A 13,543-nucleotide genomic window follows, 5' to 3' on the forward strand; every position below is an offset into this window, starting at 1 on the left:
ATATCGTATTTTTTAACAATTATAACGTTGTAGTTAGTTATATTTTGGTTTAGTAAACATTCTTAAACTATATTTGATTAAATTATTGATACATGACGTTTACTATCCGCTTTGCCGAAAAGAAAGATGTTTCAGCAATATTAGATTTAATAAAGGAGCTAGCTGTATTTGAAAAAGAACCAGATGCAGTTATCGTTACTAAAGAGGACTTGTTAGAACATGGTTTTGGACAACATCCTCTTTTTACTTGTTTCGTAGCAGAAAAAAATGACGCTATTGTTGCAATAGCATTAATATATCTTCGTTTTTCTACTTGGAAAGGTAAAACTGTGCACTTGGAGGATTTAATAGTTAAAGACGAGTTTAGAGGAGAAGGACTAGGAACTATGCTTTTAGATGAAGTTATTAAATATGGTTATAGCTTAGGTGCAAAACGCATTTGTTGGGAAGTTTTAGACTGGAACGAGCCAGCTATTAAATTTTACGAAAGTAAAGGAGTTACTTTATTAAAAGATTGGTATTTAGTGCAAATGGATGGAGAACAAATACAAAATTACATCGAAAACTTATAAATGAGAGTATTTAAATTTGGAGGTGCTTCTGTAAAAGATGCCAATGGGGTCAAAAACTTGATTTCTGTTTTAGAGCAAGTAGGACATAAAAACACGATGATAGTTGTCTCAGCAATGGGAAAAACAACAAATGCTTTAGAGGTTGTTGTTGGACACTATTTTGACAATAAAAAAGAATTACAATCTGCAATTCAAGAGGTTATCAATTATCATAATACTATTATTTTAGAGCTTTTTGAGAATGAGAATCATCCTGTGTTTAAGATTACTAATACTCTTTTTGAAGAATTAAAAGTCTTTTTAAAAGCCAATAAGTCTCCAGACTATAATTTTGTTTATGATCAAGTCATTGGATATGGCGAGTTGTTATCCACAACGATTATAAGTCAATATTTAGCCATTAAAGGATTTGCAAACCAATGGATAGATGTTAGACAATTAATCAAAACAGATGATTATTACAGACGAGCTAATGTAAACTGGGAGCAAACTCAGCAATTAGTGACAAAGCATATCGATACACAAAAGCTAAATGTAACACAAGGTTTTATAGGAAGTGATAAAAATAATTTTACAACAACCTTAGGTCGTGAAGGAAGTGACTATACAGCTGCTATTTTAGGCTATTGTTTAAATGCAGACAGTGTGACTATTTGGAAAGATGTTCCTGGAGTATTAAATGCAGACCCAAGACACTTTAATAACGCACAATTACTTAACTCTATTTCCTATACTGAAGCAATCGAGTTAGCTTTTTATGGCGCCTCTGTTATTCATCCAAAAACATTACAACCTTTACAACGTAAAGAAATCCCGTTGTATGTCAAATCGTTTTTAAATCCAAAAGCAAATGGAACAGTGGTTAATAAAACACAAGGGATTCAGCCAGAAGTACCTTGTTTTATTGTTAAAAAAAATCAGGTCTTATTATCCTTGTCAACATTAGATTTTTCTTATATCGTCGAAGATAATATCAGCGAGATATTTAATCTATTATCTAAGTATAAAATGAAAGTAGATGTAATACAAAACTCTGCAATCAGTTTTTCGGTCTGTTTTGATAATAATTATGATAATTTAGAACCATTATTGCTACATTTAAAAGCTAAGTTTAAAGTCAACTGTAATAATAATGTATCATTATATACTATACGACACTATAACCAAAAAGCAATCAACGATTTAGAAGCTGGAAAAACTGTGTTATTGAAACAAATGTTTCAAGAAACATTACAAATAGTAACAAAATAAATCTATTGATTACATTTGTATCAACCAAAAATGATAAATATTAAATGGGATTAGTCACTGCTAAAGAAGTTTCAAAAGCTATAAAACTTGATAAGTATGGGTTTTTAGGCACTTTTGTTGGGTGGTTGCTAATGAAAGTTTTAAAAATCTCAACTTTAAATAAAATATACAATCGAAATAAACATTTAAAAGATTTAGAATTTTTAAATGGAATTTTAGACGAGTTTCAAATTAAATTTGAAATTCCAGAAGAAGATTTAAAACGTTTACCTAAAGAAGGTGCTTATATAACAGTATCAAATCATCCACTTGGAGGAATAGATGGCATTCTGCTATTAAAATTAATGTTGGAGCAGCGTGACGATTTTAAAATTATCGCCAACTTTTTACTACATCGCATAGAACCAATGAAACCTTATATAATGCCAGTAAATCCTTTTGAAGACAGGAAAGATGTTAAGTCTAGTATTGCGGGATTTAAAAGCGCTATATCGCATTTAAGAGCAGGTTGTCCACTTGGTATATTTCCAGCAGGAGAGGTGTCTACATATAAAGATGGTAAGTTAATGGTTGATAGACCTTGGGAGGAAGCAGCAATGAAATTGGTACAGAAAGCAAATGTACCTGTGGTTCCTATTTATTTTCATGCAAAAAACAGTAAGCTCTTTTATAAATTATCTAAGATTAATGATACGTTTAGAACCGCTAAATTACCTTCGGAACTATTAACTCAAAAGCGAAGAGTTATTAAAGTTAGAATTGGTAAACCTATAAGTATATCAGATCAGGCAGAGCATGAGTCGCTAACTGATTTTTCTGAATTTATCAGAAAAAAAACCTATATGCTTTCCAATGCATTTGAGCCAAAAGAAAAAATTATAGATACCATATCATCCAGTTTAAAAGTTCCCAAATCATCTAAGCCTCCAAAACAAATTGTCACTCCTGTTAGTCAAGACTCTATGATTAACGAAGTGGAAAAGCTTAGAACTAATGACTGTAAATTATTAACCAGTAAAAACTACGAAGTCTTTTTAGCTCAAGCTGAAGATATGCCCAACTTACTCAGAGAAATTGGACGTTTAAGAGAAATAACTTTTAGAGAAGTAGGCGAAGGGACTAATGAGTCTATAGATTTAGACCAATTTGATAAGTATTATCATCATCTATTTTTATGGGATTACGAAGCCAATGTTTTAGCAGGCGCTTACAGAATGGGATTAGGATCTCAAATATTTGCAAATCATGGTATAAATGGTTTTTATCTTCAAGACTTATTTGGATTTGAACCAGAATTGTATAAAATGATGAGCGAGTCTATAGAAATGGGACGTGCTTTTATTATTAAAGACTATCAACAAAAACCAATGCCTTTATTTTTACTATGGAAAGGGATTGTACATACTACTTTACGTCATCCAGAGCACAAGTACTTAATTGGAGGTGTTAGTATTAGTAACCAGTTTTCAGAATTTTCAAAATCACTAATGATTGAGTTCATGAAATCTCATTATTACGATCCATACGTTGCACAATATGTGCATCCTAAAAAAGAATTTAAAGTAAAACTAAAGGATGCTGATAAAGATTTTGTTTTTGATGCTACTGAAGCTGATTTAAATAAATTTGATAAGATTATTGACGAAATAGAGCCTGGAGCTTTAAGACTACCAGTACTACTTAAAAAATACATCAAACAAAATGCACGATTAGTAGCATTTAATGTAGACCCATTATTTAATAATGCTGTCGATGGGTTGATGTATATAAAAATTGCTGACCTACCAGAAAGTACGGTAAGACCTGTTATGGAAGAATTTCAAGCAGAGTTAGAACGCAAGGTGTCTGAGCAAAATAATGAGTCTTAAATAATTTTGAATATTACTTACTACAATTTACCTGAGTTTTAACAAAAAAATCATTGACCACGCGTCTACACTCATTAAGTTGGTTGGTATCAATAGTATAAAATAGATTTTTACCCTTCACTTTTTGTTTTAATAAACCAATCTTTCTTATTTCAACTAGATGTTGTGATATGGTTGGTTGAGATAGTCCAGTGCTTTTTACAAGCTCATTGCAATTGCAGTTTTTATGTTCGCTAATGTGTTGTATCATGGCAACTCTAGCTGGATGACCTAATACTTTAGTGTAATTTGCTACTTGATTTTGAGTCGTATTAAACAGTTGTTTTTTTGAGAATCCCATAGATTTTAATTATTAATTAATATTATAATTGTGATATTGCAATATCACAATGTTAAAAATACATAAAAAACCAAAATCAAAACAGATTTTGGTTTTAAAATTTTATTGTACTATAACTATTTGCCAAATAATCTTTGGAAGAAGTTTTTTGTTTTCTTAGTCGTTTCTTCTATAACTTCTTTGGCATCCTCTGCAAAATCTTCCAGTTTGTCTCCAGCTTCATCAGCAAATTTGCTAGCTTTTTCTTTAGCGTCATCCAACATTTCTTTAGCATCTTCATTTATAAATTTTGATGCTTTCTCTTTTGCTTTTTCGTAGGTTTCTTTAGCGTCTTCAGAAAAGTCATCAAATTTTTCTCCAGCTTCTTTAGCTAGTTTTGAAGCTTTTTCTTTGGCGTCATCCATAAACTCTTTGGCATCTTCATTAATAAACTCGGTAGCTTTAGCTTTAGCCTTTTCGTATGTTTCTTTGGCTTCAGCCTTGATGTTTTCAAATTTATCTTCTGCTTTATCTAATACTGCTTCTGTTTTTGCTTTTGCTTCTTCAAAAGCCTCATTGGAGGTTTCACTTACTTCTTCAGCAGTTTCATTAACTGTTTCTTCAAGATTGTCTACAGTGTCTTCTGCTTCATTTTCTAAATTTTTATTCTCTTCGCTCATGTGTTTTGTGTGTTAATTTTCTGAATGCTAATATATTATATTTTTCAAATAATTACTATAAAAAGGCCTTATCTACAGGTTCCCAAAGTTCTATTTTATTTCCTTCATTATCCAAGATCCATCCAAATTTACCATAGTCATACTCTTCAATCTCGCCAACAACAGTCACACCTTCTTCTTTTAAAGTGGTCATCAATTCTTTTAAATTTTCTACTCGATAATTAAACATAAACTCCTTTTTTGAAGGCTCAAAATATTTGGTATCATCCTTAAATGGACTCCATTGAGTAGAACAATCTTTACCTTCTTTATCTTTCCACCAAAAGGTGCAGCCATAATCGTCTGTATTAAAACCAAGATGTTTTTTATACCAATCTTTAGAGGCTTTAGGATCTTTAGTTTTAAAAAATAAGCCACCAATTCCTGTTACACGTTTTTTCATAATATCTATTTTTTTATTGCAGACTCATATATTGTTATCCATTCTTCTACAGTCATTTTTGCTAAAAGCTCTTCAATTAAATTATACGGAATATCATCTACTTTTTTAAACCGAACACAACTTTTTCCCATATCTAACTTGGTTTTACAGTGTTTTGGGTACTCAGAAACAAACCAATCATATAATTCCTTTTTTGCATATAAACCAGAATGATACAAGGCTATAAAGTTTTTTTGAGAGGCCAAATTTATAAAAGGTAATGGTGGAAACGGTTTACAATGGTAACCTGCTGGATAAATAGACTTAGGTACATAGTATGCTAGCATACCATATCCCATTCCTGATTCTAAGCCTTTAGGCATATGTTTTTTTATTAGATTGTGCAGTTTTGTAATTGGCGCTTTACGGTTTTCTGGAAGTTGATTGATATACTCTTCTGGAGTTTCAGCTTTTGATGTCATAATAGTTAGTTTTAATGTTATAAAGCTAACAAAATTTTGCTTTTATCTTGTTTACTATAGTTTGCGCTAATTTTTCTTTACTTTCAATGGTCCAACCTGCTACATGAGGAGTTAGTAAAACATTCTTAGACGAAATTAAATTCTGAAACGCTTTTGGTAAGTTTTGATTAGTGAATAAATCTTCAAACGACCCTTTTTCATATTCTAAAACATCTAAACCTGCACCTAAAATTTGTCCAGATTGTAAGGCTTTAACCAAGTCTGAAGTAACGACACTTTTCCCTCTAGCAGTGTTAATTAACCAAAACGGGTTTTTAAACCCATTAATAAAATCTGAATTAACCATATTAATAGTTAAAGGTGTTTCGGGCGTGTGGAGACTTAATACGTCTATTTTTTCTTGAAGTTCTTCTAAGCTAACTTGTTTAGCATTATCATCTCCTACATTTGCTTTTATATCGTAACATAAAACATCAACATCAAACCCACGAAGCTTTTTAGCAAAAGCTTTACCCATATTTCCGTAACCTATTAAACCAATAGTTTTACCATCTAACTCTAATCCACGATTATTTTCGCGTAGCCATTTACCTTGTCTTACTTCTGTATCTGCTTTGTTCAATTTATTAAATAAAGATAGAAGCATTGCCAAACTATGTTCTCCTACTGCATTTCGATTACCTTCTGGTGCAGCAATTAAAGCTATTCCTTTATGTTCTGCATAGTCACAATCTATATTTTCTAATCCTGCACCAACACGACCTATAAACTTTAAATTTGTTGCTGAGGCTAAAAAATCTGCATCAATTTTAAATCGACTTCTAATTATAAATCCATCGTAGTTATGTATTTTTTTTTGAACCTCTGCTTTAGAACTACTGTAATCTTCATGATTTTCAAATCCTAAATCATTGAGTTGATTGATTAAGAGTGGATGGTTGGTATCTAAGTGAAGTATTTTCATGTGTTGAACTAAAAATTTAAAAAATTAGATTTTAAATTTTAGGATAATGGGTTTGTGTTTTTTCATGTTGTACTTGTCCTGTATGTGCAATAGTTAATTTTTCAAATAATAAAACATGGACTTCTTCATCATTTTTTGTTGAAGGATTATGCTCGACGCCTTTTGGTACAACTATCATTTCACCTTCTTTTACAACTTCTGTTCGGTCTCTAAATTGCATGTAAAGAGTACCTTTTACGACTTGAAACAGCTCATCTTCATTTTCATGACTATGCCATACAAAATCACCTTTTAACTTAGCTAAAAGGATTTGCATATCATCCACAATAGCAATTTGATGTGGTTTCCAGTGTTTAGAAAATTTTGTGAACTTCTGATTTACATTTAATGCTTGCATTGATTAAAAATACGGATTTTAATTTCAATCCAAATTAAAAACCAATAATTTGACCAGCAATAATAAAGAATAAGTAAATCCCTAATATATCATTACTTGTGGTAATAAAAGGACCTGTAGCGATTGCTGGATCAATACCTCTCTTGTCTAATATTATTGGCACAAACGTACCCACTAATGCAGCTACTACTATGACAGACATCATAGATACAGCAATAGCAACACTTTCTGTGGTGTCTTGACCTATAAAATAACCAAATAGAATAACCAAAAGTGCTAGTGCAAACCCATTGATTAGGCTTAAACCTACTTCTTTTATTAGTCGGTTAAACAGACTTCCTTTTACATTGTCGTTAGCTAAACCTTGTACAATAATAGCACTGGATTGTACACCAACATTACCAGCCATAGCTGCTATTAGTGGTGTATAAAAAAACAAATTTGGTACAGTTGCCATAATATCCTCAAAGCCTTTCATAATAAATACACTTCCCAATCCACCAAAAAGACCAAGGACTAACCAAGGTAAACGTGCTTTGGTTAACTCTAAAATACTATCATCTGCTTCTACATCTTGAGATATACCTGCTGCAAGTTGATAGTCTTTATCTGCTTCTTCGCGTATGACATCTACGATATCATCAATAGTAATACGACCTAATAGCGTTTTTTCTTGATCTACAACTGGTATAGCTTCTAGGTCATACTTTTGCATAATTTTAGCGACATCTTCTACATCTTCCTCTACATAAACATAGTCTACGTTACTATTAGACAGTTCTGCTATTTTTTGTTCGCTTTTTGCGGTAATTAAATCTTTTAACGAGAGACGTCCAACTAGTTTTTCTTCTTTATCAACCACATAAATCGAGTGTACACGACTAACATTTTGTGCTTGACCTCTTATACGTCTTAAGCAACCAGCAACAGTCCAGGTTTCATAAACCTTTACTAATTCTTTCGCCATTAATCCACCAGCTGTATCTTCATCATAAGCAAGTAGTTCTTCAATTTCTGCTTTATGGTCTTCATCTTCAATTTTGGAAATAACTTCAGCTTGACGATTTTCTGGTAATTCTGCAATAATATCTGCAGCATCATCGGTATCTAATTCTTCAATTTCTTCTGCAATCTCTTTAGCGGAAAGGTTTTTAAGGACTTTTTCACGATTATCTTCATCCAATTCCATAAGGACATCAGATGTAGTTTCAGAATCTAGAAGTTTAATAACATACATCGCATCTTCTAAACCTACTTCATCTAAAATTTCCGCAATATCTGCGTAGTGAAACTCTTCTAATAGCTGTCGAAGTGCTTTATCGTTTTTTAGTTCGATAAATAATTCTACTTGCTCTATAAGTGCATCAGAAAGTTGAAATTGTATGTTTTGGCTGTCTTCCAATTCTAGTTTATTTGTCGTTTTCTATCAAGCTTGTTAGCTCTAAAAATTGAGCGACACTTATTTGTTCTGGTCGTTTGTCAAATATAACATTTGCTTTTAAATTATCAGACAAATCAAATGTTTTTAAACTATTACGCATGGTTTTTCTGCGTTGTTGAAAAGCTGCTTTAACTACTTTAAAAAATAGTTTTTCATCACAGGGTAAATTGTAGTTTTCTTTCCTAGTTAAACGTAACACACCAGATTCTATTTTTGGTGGTGGGTTAAATACTGTTGGAGGTACTGTAAATAAATACTCAGCTTCATAAAACGCTTGAGTTAAAACCGATAGGATTCCGTATATCTTTGAGCCTTCTTTAGAGCAAATACGTTGTGCGACTTCTTTTTGAAACATTCCAGAAAATTCCGGAATTTGATTTCGTAACTCTAAGGTTTTAAAAACTATTTGTGTTGAAATATTGTATGGAAAATTACCAATAATAGCAAAAGATTCTTCTTTAAACGTTTGGCTTAAATCGTACTTTAAAAAATCTTTTTCTATAATTCTAGGTGCTAGATTAAGGTAGTTGTTTTTTAAGTAGTCTACACTTTCTGTATCAATCTCGATAACATAAGTGGTTATAGGTTTTTTAAGTAAGTATTTGGTCAAAACACCCATTCCTGGACCAATTTCTAAGACGTTGTCGTAACCATTTAATGTCAATGAGTCTGCAATATCTTGTGCAATACTTTCGTCTTCTAAAAAGTGTTGCCCTAAGAATTTTTTAGCTTTTACTTGATGATTATTTCCTTTGTGGTTTGACATGATACGGTTTTTTTCAGCGTAAGCTGAATTATTTAAACTCTACATTATATTCATCTATAATCTGAAGCTCTGTTCTAAAAGCTAACATTTTATCTGCAAATTTTTTCAATCCTTCAATTCTTAAAGCGTCTGCGTTTTCTTTATAATAAGCATCTAATGCTTCGCGCGAATAGGATTTATATTGAATAGAGTAGGTTTGTCCACCCATATCTTCATCCACTAAAACTTTTGTCAGGGTTGCTTTTTCAAATTTTCCTGTTGCTAATACTTGTGGAATATGCTCTTTTATCCAGATAAGCCAATCATCATGAACGCTATCGTCTATATTTACTGTAACATTATATATGTACATTGTTATAAGTTTTTTACAAATAACAGAAGTTCTGCATCGTCCTCAAAGGGTTTTACCTTTTTTTCATAGGTCAAGCCTAATTTTTCTAATAGTTTTATAGAATTGACGTTGTGTTCTAATGTTATGGCACCAATTTTTTTAAGCTTATAGGTATTTTTAGCTAATTTTAAAACTGCAATTGAAGATTCGTAACCAAATCCTTTATTTTCATATTCTGGTAACATCGCGAAACCAATATCTGGTAGTTCTAACGTGTCTCGTTTTGTTAAGCCATTAGTACCTATTGGTTTATTGTTTTCTGATTTTAATAATAGTTTATAAAAGCCATAACCAAGTTCGGCATAGTTTTTTAGATGTCCATTAGTGATGCGCTCTTGGGCTTGCTCTATAGTTTTTACTTTACGATTACCTATATATTTTATGAATTTTGGAGTATTAACCAACTCGATAAAAAAAGGAGCATCTTCTAAAGAAAATTTAGTGATTAAAAGACGTTCTGTTTCTGCAACTACCATTACTATTAGTTTAAGGCGTCACCACGTAATGCTCTAAATTTTTTACGAGCCTCTACAGCAAAAATACTATCTGAATGGTTAAACAATATGGCTTCGTATAATTTTTTTGCTTCTTCAGGTTGTGCAAGTTGATTTACATATAGTTCAGCTAAATTATATAATGCATTATCCATTAATATACTGTCTTTGTAATCTTTGATGATACGTTGGTAATTGTTTTTAGCTTTTTCAAAGCCCTGTAGTTTTTCAAATAACGTGGCTTGTTTAAATAAAGCTTGAGGTACAATAACTTCGGTTTTATGGTCTTCTAAGACTTGGCCTAAAATTTTGATGGCATCTTTGTTTTTGTTTTGAAAAGCCAACAAATCTGCTTTTGCATATTTTTTTAAGGCTCGTTGTAACGAGTCCTCAGCTCTGTTATCGCTAATTAATAATTTTAAATCTAAAGCATCATTTGCTGTTAATTGAGAGGTTGAAGATTTTAAAATTTTTAATTGGGATTCTGCCCATTTAAAATCGCCTTTATAATAACTAGTTTTTGCAACCCTAAATCTAGCCTCTTGAGCCAGCGTACTATTTTTAAGATTACGCTCAATTTGAGTGTAATAAATTAAAGCCTGATTAAATTTTTCTTCTAATACTAAAATGTCACCTAATTCTAACTTTACTAAAGCTAGTTGGCTTTCAGAAACATTGTAATTTAAAGTGTCTTTTAATAGGTTAATAGCTTCAGTAGGATTATCAAGATAGAATGCTAAAAAATGAGCGTAACTAATTTGTAAGTCTAGTGTTTGAGGTGTTTTACCGTAGGCTTCAAAAATAGAAACATAGTCTTCTCTGATGTCTTGATACGCTTCAGGCAAACCAGTTTTAGTCTTTATTTGTAGGGTTTTTAAATGACCAGTTAATTTGGTGTCAATATCTTGAGTGGTTTCAATAATAAAATTGAATATAGATAACGCCTCATTATATTGTTTTTGGTTTTCAGCAATTAAACCTAACTCGATAATACGATCTAAACTTTCTAATTCACGTTTATAAATGGCTTTTTCTTGTGCAAATGCTTTATTAAATTCTTTTTGTTGAATAAATAACCAACTGAGCATCTCATTCCACATCACATTTGGCGACTGCTGTATTTTTTTAAGTAGAATTTTTCTAAGGAAAATATTACTTTCATTTGTGCTGTCTTCAGAAATGAACTCACTAACATACCTTTTTATAGAGTCTATATAATTTGGATTAACCTCTGCAAAATCTATATAACTGCTAAACATTTTTTCAACGTTACCTTGCTCTCCATAAATACGTGCTAATTGCATGCTAAAGTTTAAGATTGGCTTCAGCTCCATTGCTTTGTTGTAAGTTGTTATGGCTTGGTCTAAAAGTGATAAATTTTCAAAAGTGCGACCAACGCGATAGGCATTATTTGCGTTGTCGTCTAAAGTTGCTATGGCTTGATTGTAATAGTTGTTGGCGTTGATTGTATCCTTTTGTAATTGATAATTATAACCTAACTCAACCAATAAGTCAGGAGCAGCTCTTTTTTGAATAGCTTCTAAAAGTCTTACTTCTGCATCTTTAAACAATTCTAATTGTTGTTCAATTTTTACAATTTTTAAGAGGTAGTTATTGTTTTTCGTGTTTTTACTATACAGTTTTTTATAACTACTTAACGCTTTTTCAAATTCGCCACTATTAAAATATTCTCGTGCAACCAAATCTTCTTGTGCATTGGCTATGCAAGAAAAAACTAAAAATGATAGGATTAAAAATCGTTTAAACATCATAATTGTAAATATAATAAATCCAATAGCTAGTAAATGTAAATAATATGAAAAAAAATGCCCGAACATTGTTCGGGCATTCAGCCAATCTAAATAAAAGTGCTATTAATCATATATATTCAATATAAGATTCAATTACTTGATTGGGGCTAATCGATATAATTCAAATAATTATTGTTTTACTTGCGCTATAGTTTCTTTATTGATGTTGTCTTGGTCGGAATTAGTATCTAAAACTTTCACCATTACAACTAAAAGCACCACAAAAAGCAAGAGTCTTGCTACGGTTTTCATAATAAGTAGGTTTTTTGGTACACCAAATAAAAGTTTTATTTAGTTAACTACAAAATAAAAACACTAAAAATTTGCAAAACAACGTTTATTTTAACACTTAATCGATGTTTTTGAATTGAAAAGTAGGAAAAATATGTCTAATTTATAATATCGAAATCAGTATACGGAATCAACACCTCAGGTATTTTAATACCATCTTCAGTTTGGTAGTTTTCTAATATACCAGCTAAGACACGTGGTAATGCTAAAGAACTTCCGTTTAACGTATGCGCTAATTCATTTTTACCATTGCTATTTTTAAATCGAAGTTTTAAACGATTAGCTTGAAAGGTTTCAAAATTAGACACGCTAGAGATTTCTAACCAACGGTCTTGAGCAGTTGAAAACACTTCAAAATCGTAAGTTAATGCAGAGGTAAAACCTATGTCTCCACCACATAATCTTAAAATTCTGTAAGGCAATTTAAGTTCGTTAAGTATGTCTTTAACATGGTCAACCATAGTATCTAACGCTTGGTAAGAATTGTCAGGATGCTCCACTCGTAAAATTTCTACTTTATCAAATTGATGTAAACGGTTCAAACCACGTACATGTGCACCATAGCTTCCTGCTTCACGTCTAAAACAAGGTGTGTATCCAGTTATACTTATAGGTAAGTCACTGTCGTTTAGTAAAACATCTCTAAAAATGTTAGTTCCTGGTACTTCTGCTGTCGGGATTAAGTACAAATTATCTTCTGTTACATGATACATTTGTCCTTCTTTATCTGGTAATTGTCCAGTACCAAAACCAGACGCTTCATTTACTAAATGAGGTAATTGATACTCGGTATAACCTGCAGCAGTATTTTTGTCTAAAAAATAGGCAATTAATGCACGTTGTAATCGTGCACCTTTTCCTTTGTATACTGGGAAACCAGCACCTGTAATTTTATTACCTAATTCAAAATCAATGATGTCGTATTTTTTTGCTAATTCCCAATGTGGTAAGGCACCATCAAATAATTTTGGAATATCGCCTTTTTTGAATATTTCCTCATTATCCTCTTCTGTATTTCCTTTAGGAACAGACGTATGCGGTACGTTAGGAATTTTATATAGCAATTGATTTAACGCTTCAGCAGTAGTATTTAATTGCTCATTTAAAGTTTTAGATTCTTCTTTTAAATCTCCAGTTTTAGCTTTTAAAGCGTTCGCTTTTTCGGCTTGACCAGATTTAAATAATATCCCAATTTCTTTAGAGATTGAGTTAGATTCTGCCAATATTGCATCTAATTTAGTTTGTAAAGCACGACGCTCTTCATCTAAACGTAATACGTCTTCAATCATAGCAGTAGCATCCATGTTTCTAACAGCTAATCTGTTGATTACTAAATCTTTGTTCTCTCTAATAAATGGTACTTGTAACATGTTTTTTATTTTGGGCGTTACCTAA

Annotated in this window: 16 protein-coding genes; 3 read left to right on the forward strand and 13 right to left on the reverse strand. The window is 31.5% G+C overall.

The window, feature by feature from the left end:
• Window positions 1–92 precede the first annotated feature (92 nt).
• From Ollyesu_RS06590 to Ollyesu_RS06600, 3 genes are read left to right on the forward strand one after another with little or no spacing between them, the layout of a single operon-like run.
• A complete protein-coding gene (locus tag Ollyesu_RS06590) occupies window positions 93–572 on the forward strand; it encodes a GNAT family N-acetyltransferase (protein ID WP_279303002.1) in 480 nt (159 codons plus the stop codon).
• The gene (locus Ollyesu_RS06595) at window positions 573–1,823 is read left to right on the forward strand and encodes an aspartate kinase (RefSeq protein WP_279303003.1); all 1,251 of its coding nucleotides are present in this window, start codon (window positions 573–575) and stop codon (window positions 1,821–1,823) included.
• A 44-nt stretch (window positions 1,824–1,867) separates the two neighbouring features.
• A complete protein-coding gene (locus tag Ollyesu_RS06600; protein WP_279303004.1) occupies window positions 1,868–3,691 on the forward strand; it encodes a lysophospholipid acyltransferase family protein in 1,824 nt (607 codons plus the stop codon).
• A gap of 13 nt (window positions 3,692–3,704) precedes the next feature.
• On the opposite strand, the gene Ollyesu_RS06605 is transcribed toward Ollyesu_RS06600, so the two are convergent.
• From Ollyesu_RS06605 to serS, 13 genes are all read right to left on the reverse strand, one after another.
• Window positions 3,705–4,031 (reverse strand): metalloregulator ArsR/SmtB family transcription factor, encoded by a 327-nt coding sequence (locus Ollyesu_RS06605; protein ID WP_279303005.1) that lies wholly within the window; start codon window positions 4,029–4,031, stop codon window positions 3,705–3,707.
• Window positions 4,032–4,147: 116 nt separating this feature from the next.
• Window positions 4,148–4,690, reverse strand: coding sequence for a hypothetical protein (locus Ollyesu_RS06610; protein WP_279303006.1), 543 nt, complete (start codon window positions 4,688–4,690; stop codon window positions 4,148–4,150).
• Window positions 4,691–4,745: 55 nt separating this feature from the next.
• The gene (locus tag Ollyesu_RS06615) at window positions 4,746–5,132 is read right to left on the reverse strand and encodes a VOC family protein (RefSeq protein WP_279303007.1); all 387 of its coding nucleotides are present in this window, start codon (window positions 5,130–5,132) and stop codon (window positions 4,746–4,748) included.
• Window positions 5,133–5,137: 5 nt separating this feature from the next.
• On the reverse strand, window positions 5,138–5,593 hold the full coding sequence (locus Ollyesu_RS06620) for a DUF1801 domain-containing protein (RefSeq protein ID WP_279303008.1): 456 nt from the start codon (window positions 5,591–5,593) through the stop codon (window positions 5,138–5,140).
• 25 nt (window positions 5,594–5,618) lie between these two features.
• The gene (locus Ollyesu_RS06625; protein WP_279303009.1) at window positions 5,619–6,557 is read right to left on the reverse strand and encodes a 2-hydroxyacid dehydrogenase; all 939 of its coding nucleotides are present in this window, start codon (window positions 6,555–6,557) and stop codon (window positions 5,619–5,621) included.
• 31 nt (window positions 6,558–6,588) lie between these two features.
• A complete protein-coding gene (locus tag Ollyesu_RS06630; protein ID WP_279303010.1) occupies window positions 6,589–6,954 on the reverse strand; it encodes a cupin domain-containing protein in 366 nt (121 codons plus the stop codon).
• A gap of 34 nt (window positions 6,955–6,988) precedes the next feature.
• Window positions 6,989–8,338: a magnesium transporter gene (mgtE, locus tag Ollyesu_RS06635; protein ID WP_279303065.1), complete on the reverse strand. Its 1,350-nt coding sequence runs from the start codon at window positions 8,336–8,338 to the stop codon at window positions 6,989–6,991.
• A gap of 25 nt (window positions 8,339–8,363) precedes the next feature.
• Window positions 8,364–9,161 (reverse strand): 16S rRNA (adenine(1518)-N(6)/adenine(1519)-N(6))-dimethyltransferase RsmA, encoded by a 798-nt coding sequence (gene rsmA / locus Ollyesu_RS06640; protein WP_279303011.1) that lies wholly within the window; start codon window positions 9,159–9,161, stop codon window positions 8,364–8,366.
• Window positions 9,162–9,189: 28 nt separating this feature from the next.
• A complete protein-coding gene (locus Ollyesu_RS06645) occupies window positions 9,190–9,513 on the reverse strand; it encodes a DUF4286 family protein (protein WP_279303012.1) in 324 nt (107 codons plus the stop codon).
• 2 nt (window positions 9,514–9,515) lie between these two features.
• The gene (locus Ollyesu_RS06650; protein WP_279303013.1) at window positions 9,516–10,028 is read right to left on the reverse strand and encodes a GNAT family N-acetyltransferase; all 513 of its coding nucleotides are present in this window, start codon (window positions 10,026–10,028) and stop codon (window positions 9,516–9,518) included.
• A gap of 5 nt (window positions 10,029–10,033) precedes the next feature.
• Window positions 10,034–11,818 carry a tetratricopeptide repeat protein gene (locus tag Ollyesu_RS06655; RefSeq protein ID WP_279303014.1) on the reverse strand — a complete coding sequence of 595 codons (1,785 nt, stop codon included), beginning with the start codon at window positions 11,816–11,818 and terminating at the stop codon, window positions 10,034–10,036.
• A gap of 168 nt (window positions 11,819–11,986) precedes the next feature.
• Complete coding sequence (locus tag Ollyesu_RS06660; RefSeq protein ID WP_279303015.1) at window positions 11,987–12,109, reverse strand: hypothetical protein; 123 nt, start codon at window positions 12,107–12,109, stop codon at window positions 11,987–11,989.
• Window positions 12,110–12,246: 137 nt separating this feature from the next.
• Complete coding sequence (gene serS / locus Ollyesu_RS06665) at window positions 12,247–13,518, reverse strand: serine--tRNA ligase (protein ID WP_279303016.1); 1,272 nt, start codon at window positions 13,516–13,518, stop codon at window positions 12,247–12,249.
• Window positions 13,519–13,543 lie beyond the last annotated feature (25 nt).

The sequence above is a fragment of the Olleya sp. YS genome (genome assembly GCF_029760915.1).
Classification (GTDB): Bacteria; Bacteroidota; Bacteroidia; order Flavobacteriales; family Flavobacteriaceae; genus Olleya.

What these genes read in the sequence shown, in the direction of transcription:
- Ollyesu_RS06590 (WP_279303002.1), top strand. Translation starts at nt 93, where the DNA reads ATGACGTTTACTATCCGCTTTGCCGAAAAGAAAGATGTTTCAGCAATA.
- Ollyesu_RS06595 (WP_279303003.1), top strand. Translation starts at nt 573, where the DNA reads ATGAGAGTATTTAAATTTGGAGGTGCTTCTGTAAAAGATGCCAATGGG.
- Ollyesu_RS06600 (WP_279303004.1), top strand. Translation starts at nt 1,868, where the DNA reads ATGGGATTAGTCACTGCTAAAGAAGTTTCAAAAGCTATAAAACTTGAT.
- Ollyesu_RS06605 (WP_279303005.1), bottom strand. Translation starts at nt 4,031, where the DNA reads ATGGGATTCTCAAAAAAACAACTGTTTAATACGACTCAAAATCAAGTA.
- Ollyesu_RS06610 (WP_279303006.1), bottom strand. Translation starts at nt 4,690, where the DNA reads ATGAGCGAAGAGAATAAAAATTTAGAAAATGAAGCAGAAGACACTGTA.
- Ollyesu_RS06615 (WP_279303007.1), bottom strand. Translation starts at nt 5,132, where the DNA reads ATGAAAAAACGTGTAACAGGAATTGGTGGCTTATTTTTTAAAACTAAA.
- Ollyesu_RS06620 (WP_279303008.1), bottom strand. Translation starts at nt 5,593, where the DNA reads ATGACATCAAAAGCTGAAACTCCAGAAGAGTATATCAATCAACTTCCA.
- Ollyesu_RS06625 (WP_279303009.1), bottom strand. Translation starts at nt 6,557, where the DNA reads ATGAAAATACTTCACTTAGATACCAACCATCCACTCTTAATCAATCAA.
- Ollyesu_RS06630 (WP_279303010.1), bottom strand. Translation starts at nt 6,954, where the DNA reads ATGCAAGCATTAAATGTAAATCAGAAGTTCACAAAATTTTCTAAACAC.
- rsmA (WP_279303011.1), bottom strand. Translation starts at nt 9,161, where the DNA reads ATGTCAAACCACAAAGGAAATAATCATCAAGTAAAAGCTAAAAAATTC.
- Ollyesu_RS06645 (WP_279303012.1), bottom strand. Translation starts at nt 9,513, where the DNA reads ATGTACATATATAATGTTACAGTAAATATAGACGATAGCGTTCATGAT.
- Ollyesu_RS06650 (WP_279303013.1), bottom strand. Translation starts at nt 10,028, where the DNA reads ATGGTAGTTGCAGAAACAGAACGTCTTTTAATCACTAAATTTTCTTTA.
- Ollyesu_RS06655 (WP_279303014.1), bottom strand. Translation starts at nt 11,818, where the DNA reads ATGATGTTTAAACGATTTTTAATCCTATCATTTTTAGTTTTTTCTTGC.
- Ollyesu_RS06660 (WP_279303015.1), bottom strand. Translation starts at nt 12,109, where the DNA reads ATGAAAACCGTAGCAAGACTCTTGCTTTTTGTGGTGCTTTTAGTTGTA.
- serS (WP_279303016.1), bottom strand. Translation starts at nt 13,518, where the DNA reads ATGTTACAAGTACCATTTATTAGAGAGAACAAAGATTTAGTAATCAAC.